General features: G+C 41.0%; 26 protein-coding genes. 13 read left to right on the top strand and 13 right to left on the bottom strand.

The annotated features are described in order from the left end of the window. Positions 1 to 51 precede the first annotated feature (51 nt). Positions 52 to 519: a hypothetical protein gene (locus FO442_RS10325; protein ID WP_144333104.1), complete on the top strand. Its 468-nt coding sequence runs from the start codon at positions 52 to 54 to the stop codon at positions 517 to 519. Here FO442_RS10325 and FO442_RS10320 read toward each other — a convergent pair. Together FO442_RS10320 and FO442_RS10315 are read right to left on the bottom strand one after the other, a co-directional pair. Beyond that, complete coding sequence (locus FO442_RS10320; RefSeq protein WP_144333103.1) at positions 514 to 1,533, bottom strand: hypothetical protein; 1,020 nt, start codon at positions 1,531 to 1,533, stop codon at positions 514 to 516. The two genes, FO442_RS10325 and FO442_RS10320, sit on opposite strands and share 6 nt — an antisense overlap. Continuing rightward, the gene (locus FO442_RS10315) at positions 1,523 to 2,284 is read right to left on the bottom strand and encodes a hypothetical protein (protein WP_144333102.1); all 762 of its coding nucleotides are present in this window, start codon (positions 2,282 to 2,284) and stop codon (positions 1,523 to 1,525) included. The genes FO442_RS10320 and FO442_RS10315 overlap by 11 nt, the downstream gene beginning before the upstream one ends. A gap of 185 nt (positions 2,285 to 2,469) precedes the next feature. Between FO442_RS10315 and FO442_RS10310 the strand changes: the two genes are divergently transcribed. Continuing rightward, the gene (locus FO442_RS10310) at positions 2,470 to 2,937 is read left to right on the top strand and encodes a hypothetical protein (protein ID WP_144333101.1); all 468 of its coding nucleotides are present in this window, start codon (positions 2,470 to 2,472) and stop codon (positions 2,935 to 2,937) included. After that, positions 2,934 to 3,221 carry a hypothetical protein gene (locus tag FO442_RS10305; protein WP_144333100.1) on the top strand — a complete coding sequence of 96 codons (288 nt, stop codon included), beginning with the start codon at positions 2,934 to 2,936 and terminating at the stop codon, positions 3,219 to 3,221. The genes FO442_RS10310 and FO442_RS10305 overlap by 4 nt, the downstream gene beginning before the upstream one ends. 28 nt (positions 3,222 to 3,249) lie before the next feature. Here FO442_RS10305 and FO442_RS10300 read toward each other — a convergent pair whose 3' ends face one another. Continuing rightward, positions 3,250 to 3,516, bottom strand: coding sequence for a hypothetical protein (locus FO442_RS10300; RefSeq protein WP_144333099.1), 267 nt, complete (start codon positions 3,514 to 3,516; stop codon positions 3,250 to 3,252). Positions 3,517 to 3,804: 288 nt separating this feature from the next. On the opposite strand from FO442_RS10300, the gene FO442_RS10295 reads away from it, so the two are divergent. Genes FO442_RS10295 through FO442_RS10285 form a run of 3 tightly spaced genes read left to right on the top strand, consistent with a single transcriptional unit; the run spans position 3,805 to position 6,679 of the window. Beyond that, a complete protein-coding gene (locus FO442_RS10295; RefSeq protein ID WP_186280045.1) occupies positions 3,805 to 6,063 on the top strand; it encodes a hypothetical protein in 2,259 nt (752 codons plus the stop codon). Continuing rightward, complete coding sequence (locus FO442_RS10290; RefSeq protein ID WP_144333097.1) at positions 6,056 to 6,358, top strand: hypothetical protein; 303 nt, start codon at positions 6,056 to 6,058, stop codon at positions 6,356 to 6,358. The genes FO442_RS10295 and FO442_RS10290 overlap by 8 nt, the downstream gene beginning before the upstream one ends. Before the next feature lie 60 nt (positions 6,359 to 6,418). Further along, positions 6,419 to 6,679 (top strand): hypothetical protein, encoded by a 261-nt coding sequence (locus FO442_RS10285; protein WP_144333096.1) that lies wholly within the window; start codon positions 6,419 to 6,421, stop codon positions 6,677 to 6,679. On the opposite strand, the gene FO442_RS10280 is transcribed toward FO442_RS10285, so the two are convergent. From FO442_RS10280 to FO442_RS10235, 10 genes are all read right to left on the bottom strand, one after another. Beyond that, complete coding sequence (locus FO442_RS10280; protein ID WP_144333095.1) at positions 6,676 to 7,716, bottom strand: Lcl C-terminal domain-containing protein; 1,041 nt, start codon at positions 7,714 to 7,716, stop codon at positions 6,676 to 6,678. The genes FO442_RS10285 and FO442_RS10280 overlap by 4 nt on opposite strands. A 5-nt stretch (positions 7,717 to 7,721) precedes the next feature. After that, on the bottom strand, positions 7,722 to 8,204 hold the full coding sequence (locus FO442_RS10275; RefSeq protein WP_144333094.1) for a T9SS type A sorting domain-containing protein: 483 nt from the start codon (positions 8,202 to 8,204) through the stop codon (positions 7,722 to 7,724). A gap of 257 nt (positions 8,205 to 8,461) precedes the next feature. Next, on the bottom strand, positions 8,462 to 9,106 hold the full coding sequence (locus FO442_RS10270) for a hypothetical protein (RefSeq protein WP_144333093.1): 645 nt from the start codon (positions 9,104 to 9,106) through the stop codon (positions 8,462 to 8,464). Next, complete coding sequence (locus FO442_RS10265) at positions 9,084 to 10,487, bottom strand: MBL fold metallo-hydrolase RNA specificity domain-containing protein (protein ID WP_144333092.1); 1,404 nt, start codon at positions 10,485 to 10,487, stop codon at positions 9,084 to 9,086. The genes FO442_RS10270 and FO442_RS10265 overlap by 23 nt, the downstream gene beginning before the upstream one ends. Positions 10,488 to 10,501: 14 nt before the next feature. After that, a complete protein-coding gene (locus tag FO442_RS10260; protein WP_144333091.1) occupies positions 10,502 to 11,371 on the bottom strand; it encodes a restriction endonuclease in 870 nt (289 codons plus the stop codon). Next, positions 11,364 to 12,164 (bottom strand): hypothetical protein, encoded by an 801-nt coding sequence (locus tag FO442_RS10255; RefSeq protein ID WP_144333090.1) that lies wholly within the window; start codon positions 12,162 to 12,164, stop codon positions 11,364 to 11,366. Before FO442_RS10255 ends, FO442_RS10260 begins: the two co-directional genes overlap by 8 nt. A 211-nt stretch (positions 12,165 to 12,375) precedes the next feature. Further along, positions 12,376 to 12,813: an Hsp20/alpha crystallin family protein gene (locus tag FO442_RS10250; RefSeq protein ID WP_144333089.1), complete on the bottom strand. Its 438-nt coding sequence runs from the start codon at positions 12,811 to 12,813 to the stop codon at positions 12,376 to 12,378. Positions 12,814 to 12,847: 34 nt separating this feature from the next. Continuing rightward, positions 12,848 to 13,252, bottom strand: a complete 405-nt coding sequence (locus FO442_RS10245; RefSeq protein ID WP_144333088.1) for a hypothetical protein — start codon at positions 13,250 to 13,252, stop codon at positions 12,848 to 12,850. A gap of 17 nt (positions 13,253 to 13,269) precedes the next feature. Continuing rightward, positions 13,270 to 14,091 carry a universal stress protein gene (locus FO442_RS10240; RefSeq protein WP_186280043.1) on the bottom strand — a complete coding sequence of 274 codons (822 nt, stop codon included), beginning with the start codon at positions 14,089 to 14,091 and terminating at the stop codon, positions 13,270 to 13,272. Between the two features lie 11 nt (positions 14,092 to 14,102). Further along, the gene (locus FO442_RS10235) at positions 14,103 to 14,528 is read right to left on the bottom strand and encodes a DoxX family protein (protein ID WP_144333086.1); all 426 of its coding nucleotides are present in this window, start codon (positions 14,526 to 14,528) and stop codon (positions 14,103 to 14,105) included. A 175-nt stretch (positions 14,529 to 14,703) separates the two neighbouring features. Between FO442_RS10235 and FO442_RS10230 the strand changes: the two genes are divergently transcribed. The 7 genes from FO442_RS10230 (at position 14,704) to FO442_RS18710 (ending at position 20,101) form a co-directional block, all read left to right on the top strand. Next, a complete protein-coding gene (locus FO442_RS10230; protein WP_144333085.1) occupies positions 14,704 to 15,387 on the top strand; it encodes a BON domain-containing protein in 684 nt (227 codons plus the stop codon). 154 nt (positions 15,388 to 15,541) lie between these two features. Then, entirely contained in the window at positions 15,542 to 16,744 is a 1,203-nt protein-coding gene (locus tag FO442_RS10225; protein ID WP_222101988.1) for a PAS domain-containing sensor histidine kinase, read from the top strand. Between the two features lie 10 nt (positions 16,745 to 16,754). Then, a complete protein-coding gene (locus FO442_RS10220) occupies positions 16,755 to 17,813 on the top strand; it encodes a response regulator (RefSeq protein ID WP_144333084.1) in 1,059 nt (352 codons plus the stop codon). A gap of 114 nt (positions 17,814 to 17,927) precedes the next feature. After that, on the top strand, positions 17,928 to 18,599 hold the full coding sequence (locus FO442_RS10215) for a BON domain-containing protein (RefSeq protein WP_144333083.1): 672 nt from the start codon (positions 17,928 to 17,930) through the stop codon (positions 18,597 to 18,599). Positions 18,600 to 18,659: 60 nt separating this feature from the next. Beyond that, a complete protein-coding gene (locus tag FO442_RS10210) occupies positions 18,660 to 19,034 on the top strand; it encodes a hypothetical protein (RefSeq protein ID WP_144333082.1) in 375 nt (124 codons plus the stop codon). Positions 19,035 to 19,061: 27 nt separating this feature from the next. Further along, positions 19,062 to 19,886 (top strand): NAD(P)H-hydrate dehydratase, encoded by an 825-nt coding sequence (locus FO442_RS10205; RefSeq protein WP_144333081.1) that lies wholly within the window; start codon positions 19,062 to 19,064, stop codon positions 19,884 to 19,886. 53 nt (positions 19,887 to 19,939) lie between these two features. Beyond that, positions 19,940 to 20,101 carry a hypothetical protein gene (locus FO442_RS18710; protein WP_186280041.1) on the top strand — a complete coding sequence of 54 codons (162 nt, stop codon included), beginning with the start codon at positions 19,940 to 19,942 and terminating at the stop codon, positions 20,099 to 20,101. Position 20,102 lies beyond the last annotated feature (1 nt).

Raw genomic sequence — 20,102 nt, 5'->3', positions numbered from 1 at the left:
GATTTAAGGGATTTCACTTATATTTGGTTTCTTATAAGTAACCATATTCACGTGAAAATCTCAAAGCCGACAAAGAAGCTGCCCCAAAATTTAAAGGAATTGCTTAAAGATATAGGAGAAAATTCTGTACTCTTCCAAATTTATGTAAGAATCCATGATACGCCTTGGAAAGCATTTAAAAACCTAGATGATTCCGGCTGTGATATTGTTCTTGTTAATCTTGAAACGAATAAAACGATTAAAGTAGAGGTCAAAACTCGCCAAAGTCTTTATACGACAGCAACTAGTACTAAGACGGAGGGTTCACGTGAGTTTGAAGTAACTAAAAATGAATATGAGAATTTCGATATTCTAATCTGTTTATGGTATGATTACAATTCATTTTTTATTCTTCCTAAATCTGAACTAAAAGGAGAAAATAAATCTATTAAGATTCGAATTAGAAAAAGCAAATCGGGTGGTTATGGAGATAAAGATAGATTTCTAAATAATTGGCAAGCTTTACTTGATTTATTATAGATTTGCTTCGAGGTTTTCGATAATTGAAATCACCCTAGATTCATCAAGAATTGGTTCTTCTGAAACTCTTTCAACTGATAATTCAAGTAACCTTTCGTTTAAATTTTGCATGAATAAATCTGAATAGTGAAGAGGGTAATTGTTTTCATGGGTAATCTTGAAATTTAAGGAATTGAAGTGAACATTGTGTAAAACGGAAGGCGCCATAACCTTGTAAAGAGCATAATCCTTTGTGATAAAAATGGGATGTGTTCTTATTCCCGTCATTTTCGATATTTGAGTTCGATTACAACTCATCCGAGCGTGAAATAAATCCCAAGCTGTACCCCACAATCTCTTTTTGACTTGCTCCGGTTTTGCACCAATAGAAATCATTGAAAGTAATTTAGTATTTCCACCAAATATTTCTAAGGCAAGAGTGAATTCCAATCCTAACATCACGTTTAACTCATTTTTCATCCATTCGATAAATAGATTGATGTTTTTTTCAGAATATTCCTTTTTCAACCCATCATTTGCAAGTTCACGAATCTTTAATAATCCTGCATAGTATAGGTTAAGATTTGCTGAAAATGGCTGAATTGAACCTTTCATAGATGATGTTCGAGGGCGAATATCGTAATTTAACTCAAAATCGAATTCGTAACGTTCTAATAACTTTATTGGATAACCAAATACGAAGTCAACCTTATGTTTAAAATCCCATAGCTTATCTTCAATTATTTCAAGGGTTGAACGATCATAACAAAGCTCAGTCAACGCAAAAATTGAAGTATAGTTTACCTTGTGCTTTTGTACATACCGTACCAGATTAAATATTTTCGTCTTATCTACTTTCGCTGATTTCTTGTGCTTGACAAAAGTTATTATATCTAAACAAACACAGCTATCCAAGATTATTAGCAGTTCACTGCTTTCCTTCTCTTCTAATTCTTGAATTTCTTTTTCGCTTGGCAAGGCAACCTCACCTAAATCAGATAAATAATAAAAGTGGCTCATAAAATCATTTCTCATATTTATAGAAATTAAACCCTTGGCTTACGATAACCTCTTTTTCGGAATCATCAGGACAAATAACAAGGAATGAGCCTTTGACAAATTCTTTGTATGTATTTAATTGTCTGAACAATTCCCCCAAAGAAGGGATTTTCGTTTTAACTTCAATGTAAATATCGTACTTAAGAGGTTGTCTATACTCATCCTTTTCAGTTTGAATCCATTCTATATTATCATAGACCTCTTCATTTTCAAAATCGATGCCATTTACAGTCAGTTTGGTGCATTCAATTTCCACTCTCATATCTACAAATCCTATAATATTCTTAGAAGATTGATAGCCAGTTCGGTGATTAGTAGTTTGATTACATACAGTGAACTCCCATTGTTTTTTCGACACTTTAAATTTACTTCGAACAGGGAGTTCATTTGACAAGCCGTTAAAAGAATTCAATATGTTAAGTCTTTTTTCTACAATTGCTAACTGTTCTTTTTCTGACGTCGGATCATACTTGGTTACTATATCTGCAAGGAGTTTCTCTTTCTTGTTTTTGTATAAACCACATTCTTTTCTAACAATTTTTTCCGTGTGATTTTCTAAGGCTTTTACTACCTCCGAATTCCAGTCGTGTAAATTGTAAACATCATTTATAACTTTCTCAATATTCAAATCTACCCATTTTAGAATTTCATCATGTGTTGGGTTTTTCAAATCCTCATCGAAAAAACCAAGCTTTTGTTGTAGGGATTTCGCTTTTGGTGCAGCCATTTATTTACTTTATTTTAGTTCATTTGAATTCAGTGATTTTATAAAGATAAACATGTGTGGACGTAATTTATTTACGTCCTTCTAACTTTTATTCGTTGGAACTAAATCATCTGATTTCTTGCTTTGTTCTTATACCTATAATCAACTAAAATGCTAAATTTGAGTCATCACTATTTATTGAAATTATGGAATACTCAATTGACGCTAGATTTGTAAATAACCAACTAGGAATAAGAATTCATTTCTTGACCACAATTAACGCATCTGACTATGATGAAGCTCTTTTATTTCAAGAGGAATTATTGGCAGGATTTCATCGAATGAAATGGGAGGATTCATTTGTAGCACAAATTGAAAATCTTGATAATAATGAACAGCTAAGGAATTTAAAGTATGAAGAGATGGATCAACTAGCACTTGATTCAGATAATACTTTAATTGTAGAGCAATTCTTTTTAGATGATCCTGATCAGTCAAAATCCGTTATAGAGAATTACATTCAAAATGTACAAAAAGAAGGTAAACACGACATGAAATATTCTTCTCGTAAATATGAAATCCCAATAAGGGTTAAGGATTTGAATACGGGTAAACGAATTACAGGAGAGTTTTCTTGTTTGAGGATTGAACAATTAATACCTAAATCATTATGAGACCAGAAAATGTAAATCCAGGAAACTTTCAAGTAATTGAAGTTGTTTATGATAATCAAGAATTCTCTATTGCTTTTGGGATTTGGGAAAGTAGAGATCGTGTTCTGGCTATGCGTTGGAATGGTGATAATGACACTGATGCAGGCTATCCTAAGACTTTTGGACATCCAATGTGGTTTATAATCAGTAATGAGCTAAGAATTCCAATATTAACTTCATTAATTGGATTGCCTTTTTCAGATAAGGAGAGACTACTTCGTGTGATTGGTGAATCGATAAGGTAAGAGTAGGGATTTAAAGGGTTTGGATGGTTTAACTACCAATTTTAGCTATCATATTGATAAGTCTATCTGGAGTTTGTTTCTGAGTGATTTTGTCAAGCTTATCCGAATAGTTTTTTATCCAAACATCATATTTATTCTTGGTTCCAGCATATTTATTTTTTGCTCGTACGTTCTCGAGCGATGAAATTGCTCCTTCAAGATAAATAATATTCATCAAGGTTCCCAATGCTTGATTTGACAGATTCAATGCACTATTGTTTTGAATCAACTTTGATATGTGTCCTGTATATTTCATAATACAATAATACTACCTGAAGACCGTAAACAAATTACGATCTACGATTTGAGATTAAGTCGTTTATTTTTTTAATTCTTCTTGCTATTATTCACTTAAATGATGAGATTTGGCATCTAAAGAAACCACAATTCTATGACACTGAATAAGTTCTCTAATTGGATGAGGGTTGACCTTCATATTCATACAGACTGGAGTAAAAAGACAAAACAGAACGACTATAAGGGGAACTTTTCGGTTGATACTCTCAAGACCAAGTTAAAGGAAAATGATGTCCAAATCTTTTCCATGACAGATCATAATATTATCAATTATGAAGCTTATAATGAGTATTACGATGCTTACAATCCGGTTGAAGACCCACTTTTGCTAGTTGGCGTTGAATTGGATATCGTTGTTACAGGAGGAAGACCTGAATCATATCATTCTTTGTTAATCTTTAATCATTCGGATAAAATAAATGCAAAAAGACTGTATGATGCCCTCGAAGCGAAATATACTGAGAAAGGAATTGGTGATTATGATCGAGTTTTATCTATTGAAGAAATAGTAGTTCTTTTCCCTAATGAAGACTTTTTTTTCATTCCTCATGCGGGTAACACAAAAAGTATTCTTACTAGCTATAAGGATGACTTAAATACAGCTCAAAAAATGGTTCTTCTCATGCAAAGTGCTTTTGAGAAAGTTCCTGAAAAAAATGTTTCCCGTTATAACGAAGGGTTTGATAAGCATCTTGTTGAATCTTTCAGAAAAAAAGAGGATAAAGCTTATGTACAGTTTTCAGATAACCATAATGCAGCAAACTATCCGTGTACTGGTAAAGAAGGGTCAAATCATGAGTTTTATTACTTGAAAGGTAGTAAAAGTTTCGAAACCCTTAGATTGGCATTTATTGACCCTAAATCAAGAATAATGTCCGAGGAACAATATTCAAGTTTAGAGGGGCAAACTAACTACATTGAGAGTTTGCGGATTTCGGGAGATCCAGTTCTTGAAGATACCGAGATAACCTTCAGCCCTCATTTGAATGTTTTAATTGGAGGAAGATCTAGTGGGAAAAGTTTGATGATGAGTATGTTGGGGGAAAAAATCGACGGGGTTGATTCACACCAAAATATTTATGATGTTGATTTTAAAAATGCCAATATAAAAAGCTTTAGAGATGCTTCCTATCAAACTGTTACATCAATTCCAAAAGAAGAAATAACGTATATCAATCAAAATGAAATTGTAAGTTATTTCGAGAAGAAGAATTTACTTGTTTTAGCTAAGGCTGCAGGAAAAGAAGACGAATATCATTTTCAAAAACAACAATTCACCCAGCATAAAGATGATTTGAACAACCTTTTGGAAGGGGTTTTAGATAAGTATAATCAAGTCGGAGGACATAGTGAGTTTAATAAAAACTTTGTTTTACATGGAACAACCATTGAGAGTTTATTAAGTGGTGAGTATGTTTTTAAGCTTGAAAATGAACAAATCTTTAAAGAGCATGATAAACAGAAATTGATTGAAGATTCTTTTGAGAATTTAGAAAATCTGGCTGTAAATAGTACCATATTTAAGCAAAATTCATTTTTAGAATTTTCGGATGAGGAATTAAAAATCATTCAAGATTTTGAAAATCTATTAAGCTTGAAAAAATCACTTGTACAAGAAAAGGATCTCAAGCAAACAAAAAAGAAAGCTTTTTTGGATGAAACAAAAAAACTTGTTATTGAACAAAATAAACTATTGAGTTTATCTGCTAGAAGAAAAGCAGACGCCCTGGATTCAATGTCGCAGTTTAAACGGGATATAGGTCAAAGATTTTCCCGTTTGGCTCAATTGAAAAAGACCACTAATCAGTTTCAAGATTTTGATTACTCATTGCAAAAGGAAATGTTGATAGCTGAAAATATTCGCTTAGTAGTCGAAATCAAAAGTGACCTTTCGTTAAATGAGATCTTTCTCGATGGAATCCGTGGAGGAAATACAAGTGAAAGTATCTATACTAATTTACTTGGAGTGCTTTCAGGTAACAAAACAATTAAGAGTTATAATGATATTACGGTAGAGACACTTCGAAGAAAATCGAAAGCTTTATTAAAGGAGGTATACAAGACCTTAGATAACCCACAGGATTATCTAAAGTATGAAGATGGTTCAACTTCGGAAAGAAACAGTCCCGGGTTCAATTCTGAAAAGTACCTGCAAATAATCTTACATAATCCAACTTCCAAATTTGTATTTGTGGATCAGCCTGAAGATAATTTAGGAAATAAGTTTATTGCACAAACACTAGTCGAGATACTTAGAGAAGTGAAATTCAAAAAACAAGTCTTTTTGGTTACACACAATCCATCAATTGTAGTTTATGGTGATGCTGAAAATGTTATAATTGCTCACAATGATGGTAGCAGGATTTCTTATGAACAACATGTAATCGAAGATCCATCTGCACAAAAAGAAATATGTAGCATCCTAGATGGAGGAGAATACATATTTGAAATGAGATCAAAAAAATATAATATTCAAAAACTACTAAAAGACAACGAAAATGAGTAAAACAGCAAATTTAGAATTTGATTCAGTTAATCAAAAGATTGAAATAACAGGTCTTATAGAAGCATCAATTGAAATAGAATACGGTGCTGATGTAGATTTTACGGAATTAGTGTCTCATTTAACCAGTTTCATTGATACATCTGAAGTGATCAATCTAACAGTTTCTGAATTTGACCAAAATAATGGTAAGTTAAAAACCGTAGTGGAAACTATTCAATCAATCTTTGAGAAGTACACTGAAAGTCTAACAATCATTGCTGAAGAGGATGATGATGATTTGCCGTTTGACTTTTAATTAGATTTTTTCATTGTCCTTCAGAATATGCCATAGATATTCGTTTTATAAACGAATGGAATGAAAAAGAACATTGAAAACGAATTGCCAAAAATCCGGGTGAAGCTTCGGGATGATAAACCGCTAAACGCAGAAGGAAAGTACACGTTGAATTACATGGTTCGCTTCGAGGGAAAAACGATTAAGAAACCAACCGGATTGTATATTGAGGAGAAGAATTGGAACAAGAAAAAAGAAACAGTCTTGGGGTCATTGAATGATACATCAAAGGCCATGAAAACATATTCCATGACCCTTGCTTCTAAGATTATTCTAAATTAAAACCGGCGTACCGCTCTTATTTCAAAGGTTGCAGCTTTGTTAATGGGTAGAATGGAAGTTCCTCCGGGAGTGATCACCACTGCATTGGCATCCGTATTGTTTGCTTCTGTCGAACTCCAGTAAGGAGATGTTAATAAATTCGTACCGCCGTTCGCTGTTGCAGTTGCGTCAACGATCGTATAGTTAGCCCCCAGAAGTTCCAGTTCTGCAGTTGTTGGAAGGTACCAATCGGAATACGTGATTGTTCCTTCTGTAATTTGCAGTTCATTGCAGGTTGCTGCAGCGTACGAATTGCCGTCATCACCTAACGAGATTTGTGCCGGGATAATAATGGTCGTGTTAGCAGCACCGGCATAAATACCATTTCCGTCCGCACGTGTTTTACCATACGTACCCGCAAACCATCTCACGGTAGGTAAATCATTTTTCGCCACTGCCAATCCGTGTTGTCCGGTTTCATCCACGTAAAACACCACTCCGCCTTGTGCGAAATCGCCTACTTCATATTTCACCAATCCGGCAACATATCCCATACCGGCAATGTCTGTAGAGTCGGTGTGATGGTTCCAGTTTGCCGTGTCGGAAGCGGTAATTCCGGATGCCAGGGATGCATCGAAAACCGGATCGTTTTCATTTGCACTGTTTGCATGTAAGGCATAAGGGACACTTAATAACTGTGTAGTTCCACTGATCGTGTAATTTGTTCCGCCCGCCGGATCTGTTTCGGTTTGTACAAAGTAAGGCCCTGCTGACCAGTCAATGGAGGCAAAAGTTCCGGAGACAACCGTTCCTGCGCCAATCTCCACGCTAACCAAACCATTGATGTTTGATGTCGGTAATTGCGTTTCCTGATAAACCACTCCTCCGGTGGGGCCTCCCTGTAAGATACTGATACGCATTCCTACGTTTTGGTTGGTTACCAAGGTATTGGATGCATTGCGAATGACAGCCTGGTAGCTCATTTTTTGCGGTGCCTGTGAAAATAGGTTGAAAGCAAGCAGAAGCAGGATTACGGTATTTACTATTCGTTTGTTCATGGTGTTTAGTTTTTAATGATTTGGAATTCTTTTACTAACTGACCGTTATCAGTTATTTTCAATAAATAAGCAGCGGGGGTTAACCGGTCCATAGAAATACCGGTTTCAGGTTGGGTGATTTCTTTTTCCTCAAGGAGCTTTCCCCGGGTATCAAAAAGTTGATACGATAACTTTTCCTGGGAGTATTCACTCACCGAAATGGTTATTAATCCATTGGTTGGATTTGGAAAAGCAGCCAGTTCTAAGGTGATCGTATGATCTTCTATCCCGGCTGTGGTAAGAATTTCATAAGGTTGCTGAACCCCCTGGTTTACTTCTCCGTTTGCCCCGGAGTTGGAAGTGTAAGCAATTTGTCCGATAGTGTAACTGCATGTTCCTCCTGCACCACTGGCTTCATTACCCGCGGCCGGAACCGCTTCCTGTGCATGAAGTCCACCTGAGCTGGCAATAAGGAGTATTGCTGCAACAATGATTTTTTTTTGATTCATAGTTTTTTCATTAATGTGATTTATGTGATGAATAATACGTATTACGATATAAGACGGCCATCCATTTCCGGAGTTGCACGAATTATTATTAATAACGTTTTAGCTGTTTATCGTTGAATTTTTGTTGCGGAATTCCTTTTGAGAGTTCTCCGGAATGTATTGTTTCAGAGCGTTTTGTTTTGCCTCCTCCGGAAAGAAAGGCCCGCTTTGCTGTGAATATACCGGTCATTGATACAGAGATTGCTGTTTTTTTCTTTTCAGCTTCTCAACCAACTCTTCCTCCGGCTTATCGCCAAACATTTCAGGGCAATCAGGAAAATCCACGACAAAAAAAGCACGAGGGTGATTTTCTGGATCAGCGGCAACCAGGAAATCAGCCAGTTGGTCATGTAAATGATGAAGTTCAGCAGGATGAGGAGGATGCAGATCCAGCCGAATACATACAGGATTTTCAAGCGGTTCTTCTTTAATTCGCTCAATGTAGCGGCCATGGGAACGGCACTGATCGTGCTCCCGATACCGATCACACTGTCGTGAAATTGGGTAAAGATGAAAATGAGGATGAACATGGACAGGCTTCCCGTGTAGCGGATAAGGAGGATATTTCGTTTGCGCTCATGGAAAAAAGCAGGTAAATGGTACCAGAAAATGGCCAGTGAAGTGAATAAGATGATCGTTCCGGTTAGCGAAAAGACTCTTCCGGTATTCCGGGAGCCGTTTTTTGCTGTTTTAGCCAGTAAATCGCACCAGTAATTATTGATCCAGTCGAAACCCATCCCCAGGCGATTGGCATTCGATCCCCCGGGATAGTTATAGGCAGCAAGGAAATAAGATGCAAGGAACAGCCCGATCCCAATCATGGGAATGAACAGCCAGTTTTCAGGCCTGAACAGCTTTTTCATCGTCCGGAATTGTCACAGAAAGGGTGTAGCAATCAGTTAATTCCGGAATAATGCAGTGGTATCCGTAAACCTGTTCCAGTTTGGTTTTTAAGGCCTCGGAACTTTCCCGTTCGCCGTGAACGATAAACAGTTTTTCAGGGTTTTTCGTCAATCCGCTAAGCCAATCGATCAGTTCTTCCTGGTCGGCATGTGCGGATAATCCTTCCACCAGCGTACAGGTTGCGTGTACATCCCAGAATTTTCCGTGCATTTTCACTTCCTTCGCACCGTCGAGCAGGGCGCGGCCTCGGGTTCCCTCGCCTTGGTAGCCTACCATCAAAATGGTTGCTGATTTTTGACCGAGGTAGTGTTCGAAATAAGTGAGCACTCTTCCACCGGTTGCCATTCCGGAAGCAGCAAGGATGATTTTGGGTTGATTGCTGACTGCCAGTTTTTGTGTTTCTTCCGGTTTACCGACCACACGGATCTCTCTGCGGATCTGTTTGGCTTCCGAAGGAGATAGTTTGTGCCACGACTGGTGCTTACCGAAGATTTGCAATACTTCTTTCCCCATAGGGCTGTCCATGTAAACGGGTAAATCCGGGATCAGGCCTTCGTTCTTCAGTTTCCAGATGTAAAACATCAGCAATTGAGCACGCTCCACTGCAAAAACCGGGATGATGATCGTACCGTTCCTGGTGGCAGCCTGTTGAATAACTTCTGCCAAACGGGTTTCCGGATTTGCGGGGTGGATTCTCCCACCGTAAGTAGATTCGATGAATACTACATCTGCTTTTTCGGGCTTTTGAGGAGCAAACAATAGGGGGTCTTCCTGCCGGCCGATATCGCCGGAAAATACCAACAGTTTATCGGCTGCTTTCAATTCGATGAATGTTGCTCCCACAATGTGTCCGTTGTAGCGGAAACGGAAAGTGAACAGGTCGGATAGTTTGATCCAGTTGTCGATCGTTTGCACTTGGAACAGGTGAAAAACAGCTTCGGCTTCTTTCGCAGTGTAGAGCGGTTTAGCGGGATGGTGTTTACTATACCCGAAGCGGTTGGCGCGTTCGGCGTCTTCTTCCTGTATTTTGGCACTATCGAGGAGGATCAGCCGGGCAATTTCAATCGTTGGTCCTGTAGCATGGATTTTTCCTTTGAATCCTTGTTTGACCAATAAAGGAAGATACCCCACGTGGTCCAGGTGCCCGTGTGTCAGGATGACCGCGTCGAGGGTCGAGGCATCAAAAGGCAAAGGTTGCCAATTGAGCAGCCGCAATTCTTTCAACCCCTGGAACAGGCCGCAGTCGATGAGTATTTTTTTTCCTGCGAGTTCAATCAGGTATTTGGATCCGGTAACGGTTGAAGCCGCTCCCAAGAAATGAATCGATATGTTTGTTTTCATAGTTAACGGGTCGTTTAATGCGTTTGATGAATCGGGTGATAGGGCGGATGTCCGCAAAGGTTGTTTACTTCGTTCAGCACTGTTGCCGCACGGATCGTTTTTATCCCGATGGACTTCAGTAATTCCGTTTTGTTTAGCAGTTCGCTGCACAAGACGATTTCCATGCCCAGTAATTTTTGTTTTTCGGCAACGGTCAGTGAAGTCAGACACGTTATGGGATACAGTCCGTAGTGATCGATTTTGTCTTTCAATCCTTTTCCGAACGGATGTGCCCATCCCATCAACCGGAGTCCCGAGCAGCCGGCATATTGGATCGCGTCCTCGGTAAAACGGGTGTTTGTGACGATCAAGCCTTTTCGTTGCTTTGCCGGGTGTACACCTTTTTTGAGTAAGTGTGCCTCGATGTCATTAAACCGGGCGTGAATATAGAGCGGGATTTTTACATTACAGGAAATCCCGGGCTGGTTGTGGTATTTGCATTCGATCAACAGTTGTTCGGAATCTTTTTCCGCCAGGATATCGATCTCATGAGTCACACATTTTCCTTGCAGGATCTGGCCGGTTTTTGTCCGGTATCCTTCTTTCTTTAAAAGTTCTGCTACGTATTTTTCAAAAGGAAAACCGGAAGGGCCGAGCTCCATGATGGCATATTTCAAATGGTACCGGGCAGCCTGATGCCTTGAACCCGATTTGAGCAGTGCGAAGGCGATCTTATAGATATTGCGGGTGGTCATCCCGTCGTAAAGCTGGTTCCGGATTTCCTGGAGAATGAATTCGATCTGTTCATTGTCTGCTCCCGATCTGCGCAGCGAAGCACGCACTTTTTCCTCTGAAAAGGGACTTTTTTCCCCGGAGGCTTTCGTTATTGTAAATTCATTATTCATAGTCTGCGTGATTCGTTTTGAGCAGGGAAAGAAGAAGGATGAGGCTGATCAGTGAGAGGGAAAAAATAAACCAGATGAGCGCAACCGGAGTGTTTTGTCCATGATCCGTTAAAAAGAGCATCAGCACGCCGATGGTCAGCTGCATCAATAATGAAAAAGTAAGGATGACGGGAGCCAGAAAATAACCCGGCTTTTTGTTTCGGATCAGCAGGACCCCGCCGATAAAAATCCCAGGAAGAACGATGGAAAGATCCAATACATGAACCGGGTTGGTGGGAAGCATTTCCAGGTCGGGTGGCATGTTGTTGAGCAGGTTTGCCGGTATGATAGCAGCAAGCCAAGCGCCATAGAACAAAACGGCCGTAAAGATAAAATATCCCCCGGTAAGCTGATGCAGAAAGGAGTTTTCCCCGGAAACCCGGATCGTGTTCCTGTTCGAATACAACAGAAAGAACAGGGAGTAACAGCTTAGTCCGAGTATGAATACATACAAAAGGAACAGGCGGTTAAACTGGATGTCAAAACAGTAAATGAGGAACGTATAGATAAAGTAGCAACTGATCCCGGTCCAGATTAACGCGAAGTACTTTTCCTTCCGGTCAATCAATAAAACACTCAGGAGATAGAATGGGATGATGTACAGGTTGATCAGGTCTTGTCCTCTTGCCTGGGCGGCCCACAGTTCGGTTTCTTTGATGTAAGTTTCGGGTGAAACCAGGCCTTGCCAGCTTGTCAGGCAAATCAATGCCGCAATAAGCCATGAAAGTCTTCGAACGATCTTAACCTGTTTCATAACAGTTGTTTTAGTGTTGTTGGAGCAAAACTAGGGCATCACCTGTTCCAAACGAATGACTGCCATCTCTCCAACGGGTGACTTTTATCACTATTCGGATGTGCTTTAAATTGTTTGCTGGGGTTTATTGCTCCGGTAATGACTACCGGGATAACTGCGACAGAGTGGTTTTATACGAAAACTGCCCGGAGTTACCGGGCAGTGAATCAATCTAGGAAATGGTTATCTTTTTCTTAAGGGTTGGTTTTGTTTTTTCCTTTTTGGGGATCGTCAGCTGAAGCATTCCTTCCTTGTAAACGGCTTCAATTTTGTCTTCGTTGACGTTCTCTGGAAGGTTAAAGGTCCGGGAGAACGATTTCCGTTCAAATTCCTTCTTGGTGTAATGTTCGTTCGATTCCTCCGTTTCATGTTCCTTATCGGCACTGATGGTGAGATTGGATCCTTCTACATCAATCTTAAAATCCTTTTTGGAAAATCCGGGAACTGCCATTTCGGTATGAAATGCTTCATCACTTTCTTTGATGTTTACTGCCGGGAACAAACTCATTCCATGAAATGGCCATCGGTTCGAAAAGATGCGGTCTGTAAAGAAATCAGACCAGTTTGGAGCTGTCAGCTCTTCATTTTTGGATGTTTTTTCTGGTTTCATAACTCATTATTTAAGGTTAAACATACATGCTGTATCAATTGCGGTCCTGGTAATATTCAGGCTCGTCGGGTTCGATTCCTTTACTCAGGAACTCCCCCTCCGCATTTTGTTCCGCCAGGGTCCAGGTATCGGTTAAAATGGTTTCCAGCCAAACATTCCCGGATTTTCGGAATACCTGTACACCCAATCCGAAACCGGTCCAAAGAAGCTGTTCCAGTTCACTGACCTTCATCTCGGGAGTAATGGATATTTCACCCGAATGGTGGACGGTGCGGCATTCTTTCAGTGTTACATCTTTCCGGATCAAAAACTGAAGCGGAGAGGCCTGTCCTGATTCATGTCTCTTCGAAAAAAATTCCAGTTTCAGAAAAGGAAATGCCTGATTAAACGAATCACGGATTTGTGAAATGCTTTGCTGGTCGTTGATAGTTATTTTCATTTGACTCGGAATTAGTTTTACTCGTGGAGAATTAATAATGGAGTGAGGCTGTGGAAAGACATTGCTTTGGAAACCGGTTCCCGGAAGATGCGTCCGATCAGGGAATGATCCCGGGAAATAACCGTTACCAGGTCTATGTGATGTTTTTTGACAAAGTCATTAATTCCGGTAACCACATCGGGATGCTCCACCTCAAAAAAAGTATGGTAAGTGTGCTTCAATGCCTTTTCGATGCGGAAGCTTTCCGCAATTTCGCTGAATGTCGGGATGATCTCTGCCTCGGTGAATACGTTCAGGACACAAATGTGCGATTGAAACGTTTTCGTCAGTTGTTTCAAGGGCTTCAGAATGGTTTCGTTATCCGTTTCTGAAAAATCAACAGCAAGAACAATATTTTTCGGTTTCCGGAATTTGACCTTTTTGTCGATGACCATTACCGGGATGCTGGTTTTGCGAATAAGTGTTGAAGTCGTACTGCCTAGTATCCGCTCCTGTAAGTATCCAACTCCCTGGCTGCCCATCACGATCAGATCGATGTGTTGCTTTTTGGCATACTCCTGAATGATTTCGACAGCTGTTCCGGGTAAAGTCGTGTAAGTAATTGTTAGTTCCGGATTCGATTGGTCAATCGGCTGCTTCAAATCTTCCAGGTTCGACAGGGCATCTTCTTTCAAAAATTCTTCCGTTGTTATAAGTACGGAATCCTCTGCAAAGACCGGAATGGAGTAAACATGCAGCAGATAGAGTTCTGCTCCGGTTTCCCTTGCCAGTTCAACCGCATAATTTAAGGCGTTGTGAGACGACTTTGAGAAATCTGTGGGGACGAGTATTTTTTTCATGTCGAATAGTTTTATGATCGGAAGAACAAGTGATCCAATGAGAAACCATGCCATTCCGGGGGAGTCATTACAAGAAAAAGAAGCAGCGCCAAACGTAGGAATACATTGCGTGTATCCCAAAGCGGCTCATTCATTCCGAAACCGATCCCAGCTATAATCAGGTTTACACCGAGCAGGTAAAGTGCCGGGAATTCAAAAAGTCCGAAGATCAGCAGTGTTCCGCAGACCAATTCGGTGTAGGAAGTAAATACCGCAGCCACGGATGTCAGTAACCGGGGGATTCCTTTATTTACGAATCGCTCCTGGTACGTATTGATAACGGTTTTCATCCCGATATTGACAATTGCATCGTATCCCTGGAAAAGAAAAAGAAAGCCCAGGAATACACGTGCGATCGTGATTGCTGAGACAGTATGATATTGTTCGATCAGTTCCATATGGATTTGTATTTCTGACAAAATTAGGGCGGATCGGAGCGAATGGAAATGAGGCGCGTCATGATCCGGGATGATGTATATCAATGAGTTTTTTCAGGTTGCGCAGTGACCACCGTCATTCTCCATTGCCTTTTCAAATGGGATCTTTGTGGTATAAACTTTTAATTCGCTGAGTATGAAAACAGATGCTGAAATACAAAAACATGTCATGGAAGAGTTGAACTGGGAACCTGCGATCCATTCATCGGAGATCGGTGTTGCTGTGAAAAACGGGGTGGTTACTCTTTCAGGAACGGTAGATACCTACCAGGAAAAGAAAATAGCTGAAAAAGCTGCCCTGAAAGTGGCCGGAGTCAAAGGAATTGCAGAAGATATTGTGATTAAGCTGAGCTACCACGATCAGAGAACAGACACCGAATTGGCAGATGCGGCAGTAAATGCCCTGAAATGGAATGTGCTCGTTCCTTCGGATAAAAACAAAGTAAAGGTTGAGAATGGATGGGTCACAGCAGAAGGAATGGTAGATTGGGCCTACGAACAACATGCGGTTCGGGATGTCCTTGCGTCCATTACCGGAGTAAAAGGAATCAGTAACCTGGTGAAAGTAACTCCGAAGTTGAATCCTGCCGATGTCAAAAAGAAAATCGTTGCGGCTTTTGAACGAAGTGCATCGATTGATGCAAATGGAATCCACATAGAAAATGTGGGGGACAAGGTAATTTTGACTGGAAAAGTGCGTTCGTACTCTGAAAAAAGGGAAGCGGAACAGGTAGTTTGGAAGGCGCCGGGAGTTGCTGCTGTGGAAAATAACATTGAGGTGAGAATTCCCTCATATGCGGAACTGGGCAGAGAATTGTAAGACCAGGTTTTGAGTTACAGGGAGCACCCTTCTTAGGAGGGTGCTTCTTTGCGTGCCTGTATGACCACTGTCAGCAACAAAGATGACGAAAGTCATCTAATTCGCCTGACACAACTTTTACTTTTGATACCCGGTCAAAAAGTGTATATTCGTTATGGAATACCAACGTAAAAGAATGGAAAGCAAAGAAGGAATCGACGCGTTGTTTTTACACGCGACCGAAGGAATCCTGGTGACGAATGCAGAAGGACTGATTACACGAATTAACCCAAGTGCTGAAAAACTATTTGGCTACAGTCCGGGCGAATTGAACGGGGTAAAAATTGAAGCACTTGTGCCCTCCAGATTTACCCATAAACATGAGAATAACAGGGCGAATTATGTTCACCATCCGCATGCAAGAGCCATGGGGTTGGGGATGGAATTATTCGGACTGAAAAAAGACGGTTCCGAATTTCCGGTTGAAATCAGCCTAAGTCCTTACAAGACGGTCGAAGGAACCTTCGTGATCGCCTTTATAGTAGATATCACCCTTCGGAAAGAAGCAGAAAGAAATCTTCGCAATTATTCGGAAGACCTTGAAAGACAGGTGAAAAACAGGACGCTTGTGCTGGAGGAAGCAATCAAAGAACTGGAGCGGACCCAAAAAGAACTCGATGCTTCTTTGGCGAAAGAGAAGGAGCTGAATGAAATGAAATCGCGCTTCGTTTCGATGGCTTCTCATGAATTCCGTACTCCGCTTACGACTATGATGTCATCCCTTTCGCTGGTAAGCAGGTACAACGAACGGAATGATCCGGAAAATCATGCAAAACACATTCGTAAAATCGAAAAATCCATTGTGAACCTCACGGACATTCTGAACGATTTTCTTTCTGTTTCCAAACTGGAAGAAGGCAAGGTCCACAATATGCCGGAAGAAATAAACCTTCGGCAGTTCCTGCGGGATATCGACTCTGAAATGCAGGGCATGTTAGGAGAGAAACAACACATCGATCAGTATTATTCAGGTGAAGAGGAAGTGCTGCTGGATGCCAAATTACTCCGGAACATCCTGTTCAATTTAATTTCGAATGCCATTAAATTTTCTCCCGAAGAATCTGCGATCGAATTACATGCACTAGTCAGCGAACAGGCTATTGCCATTTGGGTCAAAGATCATGGGATCGGTATCAGCGAAGAGGATCAGCAACACCTTTTCGAGCGATTCTTCCGCGGCGGAAACGCAACTCACATACAGGGAACCGGCTTGGGACTGAATATCGTTGCGCGGTATGCAGAGCTTATGGACGGGAATGTCACGATTGAAAGTACCCAAAATAAAGGAACGACCGTAAAGTTGGTCATTCCACGTTAAATACATACCTATGAAAAAGATACTGCTCATTGAAGATAATCCGGATATCCGTGAAAATACGGCAGAAATCCTGGATCTGGCGCAATACCAGGTATTGACCGCTGAAAATGGAAAAGAAGGAGTGCAACTGGCTCTCAAAGAACTTCCCGACCTGATCATTTGTGATATCATGATGCCCGTCCTGGACGGGTACGGAGTGCTCCACCTGTTGTCTAAAAATGAGACGACAGCCGGAATTCCGTTCATTTTCCTGACAGCTAAAGCGGATCGGGGAGATGTGCGGAAAGGAATGTCGATGGGCGCCGATGATTACCTGACCAAGCCGTTCACCGACCAGGAATTGCTTAGTGCCATCGAAACACGGCTGAATAAAACAGATATCCTGAAAAAACAATTTACCAGGAACATGGAAGGAGTCAACCATTTTTTGGAAGAAGTCAAAAGTTTTGAAGCACTGAAAGAATTGTCCGAATCGCGGGAACTGAGACATTACAAAAAAAAGGATACTGTTTTTCTCGAGGGTGGTTATCCCAGGGGAATCTATTTTATTCATAAGGGAAAAGTAAAAATATACCAGAAGAATGACCAGGGGAAAGAACTGATCAGCAGTTTGCACAAAGCAGGCGATTTCTTTGGTTTTTTATCGCTTCTCAAAGACGAACAGTATATTCACTCCGCAGCTGCACTCGAAGATTCCGAGATCTATATGATTCCCAAAGACGATTTCTTTTCACTCATCTACAAGAATGCGGAAGTCGCGCGGAAATTCATTGAACTGCTTTCTGATAACCTGCTCGAAAACGAACAACAGCTGATGCGCCTGGCTTACAATTCCGTAAGAAAACGGGTGGCCGAAGCTTTGGTAAAATTGTCGGATACCTATAAGAACGATGTGGATCAGCGATTCAGTATGAATGTTTCCCGGGAAGACCTGGCCAACCTGGTCGGGACCGCCAAAGAAACAGTGATCCGTACCCTCAGTGATTTTAAGGAAGACAGATACATCGAGATTTCAGGAAGCACGATTACCATCCTGGATTACAATAAGCTGGTGGGAATGAAAAACTGATGGTGACGGAGGTCAAAACGATCCTGTGAAATGTCATAAGTGTTTGTGAGTGAGCTCATTTCTTCCGGCCGGCTGATTGGGTTTCTTTGTCATGTAATCTTAATTGAAAGAATCATGAAAACAAATGAACAATTACAAAAGGATGTTCAGGACACCATTAAGTGGGAACCTTTATTAAAGGCTGCGGAAATCGGGGTTATTGTGAAGGATGGGATTGTGACGCTGACAGGTACGGTAGATAATTATGCCAAAAAACTGCAGGCAGAGAAAGCTGCCAAAAGCGTTATCGGAGTAAAGGCCCTTGTGGAAGAATTGGAGGTGAAGTTTGCCAATTCTCAAAAAAAGGATGATGGGGATATTGCCGAAGACGTTCTTTTTTCTTTAAGAACGGACCTGCTGGTCCCGGATGAAAAGATTCAGGCAAAGGTAGAGAACGGTTGGGTTACATTGGATGGTGAAGTTCATTGGGATTTTCAACGGGAAGCTGCTAAACGTTCCATTGAACATATCACGGGAGTACGCGGAGTATTCAATCATTTAAAGATCAGATCCGAACTGAATGACGACATTGAGCAAAGGGCAATCGAAGCCGCACTTCACCGCAGTTGGGCTGTAAATGATAAGGACATCCGGGTGCATGTACAGGGTCGAACAGTGAAACTTACCGGTACGGTCGCTTCCCTCTACCAAAAAGAAGAAGCGGGACGCATTGCCTGGAAAACACCCGGAATCTGGCATGTAGACAACGAATTGGAAGTGGATTACGAATATGCCGTGATTGACTGATTGATGTAAAAGGTGGAAAAGCTGTTTTCCGCCTTTTTTGGTTCACTAAAATTCAGAAAAATGAAATCAAAGAAACACCTTGGGATCTGGATGGATTATTCCTCTGCAGATCTGATCGATCCGGGACATAAGAAAGCCCGGACCATTGAATCGGAATTTTCACCGGTCGTAAAAGAAGAAGCGCTAAAGAAAGGCGAAAAGCATATGCACCACAAAGAACAGCAGTTACAGGAGGTTTATTTTAAAGCCATTGCCGATCAGGCTGCCGGTTACGAACAAGTGTTGCTTTTCGGTCCAACGGATGCAAAATCGGAATTTCATCATTACCTGAAAAACGAAGAACGTTTTAAGCAGGTGAAAATGGCTCTTCAGTCAACAGATAAAATGACTGAAAATGAGAAAAATGCATTTGTAAAAAAACATTTTAATCTCTAAATTAAACTGTAATCTTATTTATTCACGATGGGTAAACTCACGAACAGTTACATAAAGGCAGGTTTGAAAATCAGGGAGGCCACGTCCAATAAAAGTGATTATGGTCACGCATTCATCCTGGCCGGAAGGAGAGGAATGATGGGAGCTGCTGTTATTGCAGCAAAGGCGGCGGCCCGGACAGGTGTTGGTTTACTGACCGTTGGTGTTCCGGCCGAAGAACGGTTCATTTTGCAAACTGCTGTTCCGGAAGCAATGTTGTTTATGCGGGAAGAAGACCATTATCCGCTGGATCGGTTTTCCGGGATTGGGATCGGTCCGGGGATCGGAACGGATGAGGTTTCCGAAGAAATGCTGGTTTCCGTCCTGGTTCAGTCCCGGATTCCGCTGGTACTGGATGCAGATGCTCTGACGATTATTTCCCAGAATAAAAAACTCTTCAGCTGTATTCCGGAACAAAGTATCATTACGCCGCATTCGTGTGAGTTCGACCGGCTTTTCGGTATGCACAAGGACCGGGAAGAACGGATCAATACAGCCAGGGATAAAGCCCGTGAATACCACATTGTCATTGTACTGAAAGGACCCGAAACAGCGATCATCACAGCCGAAGAAGTGTATTATAATACTACCGGAAATGCCGGATTGGCGAAAGGCGGATCGGGAGATGCATTAACCGGGATAATTACTTCTTTCATTGCACAGGGATACGCACCGGATGTTGCGGCAAAAACAGGAGTATACCTTCATGGCCTGGCAGCAGACATCACCTTGAACGAACAGAGTATGGAAAGCATGCTGATTACGGATGTACTGAACAATTTCGGGAAAGCGTTTGAAGAAATCAGGTCCTGAGACTAATGGGCCTTTCGGTAGTCAGCGGTTTGTAAACATTAAAAACAATACCGATGAAAATAAACAAGGAATGGCATAAGAAAAACAAAATGCCGAAAAATGCAACGTTTGAGCAGCGGGTTAAATGGCATATCGAACATCAGAAGAATTGCGCCTGCAGACCGATTCCGGAAAAATTGCTCGGAGAAATGAGCTTACAGAAAAGCCTGGACTAAT

The sequence above is a fragment of the Fluviicola chungangensis genome, assembly GCF_007558725.1.
Classification (GTDB): Bacteria; Bacteroidota; Bacteroidia; order Flavobacteriales_D; family Crocinitomicaceae; genus Fluviicola; species Fluviicola chungangensis.
The sequence above is the reverse complement of the archived record's forward strand: the minus strand, read 5'-3'. Positions and strand labels throughout refer to the sequence as shown.

Coding starts and splice junctions, on each gene's coding strand:
- FO442_RS10320 (WP_144333103.1), bottom strand. CDS start 1,533: ATGAGAAATGATTTTATGAGCCACTTTTATTATTTATCTGATTTAGGT.
- FO442_RS10315 (WP_144333102.1), bottom strand. CDS start 2,284: ATGGCTGCACCAAAAGCGAAATCCCTACAACAAAAGCTTGGTTTTTTC.
- FO442_RS10310 (WP_144333101.1), top strand. CDS start 2,470: ATGGAATACTCAATTGACGCTAGATTTGTAAATAACCAACTAGGAATA.
- FO442_RS10305 (WP_144333100.1), top strand. CDS start 2,934: ATGAGACCAGAAAATGTAAATCCAGGAAACTTTCAAGTAATTGAAGTT.
- FO442_RS10300 (WP_144333099.1), bottom strand. CDS start 3,516: ATGAAATATACAGGACACATATCAAAGTTGATTCAAAACAATAGTGCA.
- FO442_RS10295 (WP_186280045.1), top strand. CDS start 3,805: ATGACAGATCATAATATTATCAATTATGAAGCTTATAATGAGTATTAC.
- FO442_RS10290 (WP_144333097.1), top strand. CDS start 6,056: ATGAGTAAAACAGCAAATTTAGAATTTGATTCAGTTAATCAAAAGATT.
- FO442_RS10285 (WP_144333096.1), top strand. CDS start 6,419: ATGAAAAAGAACATTGAAAACGAATTGCCAAAAATCCGGGTGAAGCTT.
- FO442_RS10280 (WP_144333095.1), bottom strand. CDS start 7,716: ATGAACAAACGAATAGTAAATACCGTAATCCTGCTTCTGCTTGCTTTC.
- FO442_RS10275 (WP_144333094.1), bottom strand. CDS start 8,204: ATGAATCAAAAAAAAATCATTGTTGCAGCAATACTCCTTATTGCCAGC.
- FO442_RS10270 (WP_144333093.1), bottom strand. CDS start 9,106: ATGAAAAAGCTGTTCAGGCCTGAAAACTGGCTGTTCATTCCCATGATT.
- FO442_RS10265 (WP_144333092.1), bottom strand. CDS start 10,487: ATGAAAACAAACATATCGATTCATTTCTTGGGAGCGGCTTCAACCGTT.
- FO442_RS10260 (WP_144333091.1), bottom strand. CDS start 11,371: ATGAATAATGAATTTACAATAACGAAAGCCTCCGGGGAAAAAAGTCCC.
- FO442_RS10255 (WP_144333090.1), bottom strand. CDS start 12,164: ATGAAACAGGTTAAGATCGTTCGAAGACTTTCATGGCTTATTGCGGCA.
- FO442_RS10250 (WP_144333089.1), bottom strand. CDS start 12,813: ATGAAACCAGAAAAAACATCCAAAAATGAAGAGCTGACAGCTCCAAAC.
- FO442_RS10245 (WP_144333088.1), bottom strand. CDS start 13,252: ATGAAAATAACTATCAACGACCAGCAAAGCATTTCACAAATCCGTGAT.
- FO442_RS10240 (WP_186280043.1), bottom strand. CDS start 14,091: ATGAAAAAAATACTCGTCCCCACAGATTTCTCAAAGTCGTCTCACAAC.
- FO442_RS10235 (WP_144333086.1), bottom strand. CDS start 14,528: ATGGAACTGATCGAACAATATCATACTGTCTCAGCAATCACGATCGCA.
- FO442_RS10230 (WP_144333085.1), top strand. CDS start 14,704: ATGAAAACAGATGCTGAAATACAAAAACATGTCATGGAAGAGTTGAAC.
- FO442_RS10225 (WP_222101988.1), top strand. CDS start 15,542: ATGGAATACCAACGTAAAAGAATGGAAAGCAAAGAAGGAATCGACGCG.
- FO442_RS10220 (WP_144333084.1), top strand. CDS start 16,755: ATGAAAAAGATACTGCTCATTGAAGATAATCCGGATATCCGTGAAAAT.
- FO442_RS10215 (WP_144333083.1), top strand. CDS start 17,928: ATGAAAACAAATGAACAATTACAAAAGGATGTTCAGGACACCATTAAG.
- FO442_RS10210 (WP_144333082.1), top strand. CDS start 18,660: ATGAAATCAAAGAAACACCTTGGGATCTGGATGGATTATTCCTCTGCA.
- FO442_RS10205 (WP_144333081.1), top strand. CDS start 19,062: ATGGGTAAACTCACGAACAGTTACATAAAGGCAGGTTTGAAAATCAGG.
- FO442_RS18710 (WP_186280041.1), top strand. CDS start 19,940: ATGAAAATAAACAAGGAATGGCATAAGAAAAACAAAATGCCGAAAAAT.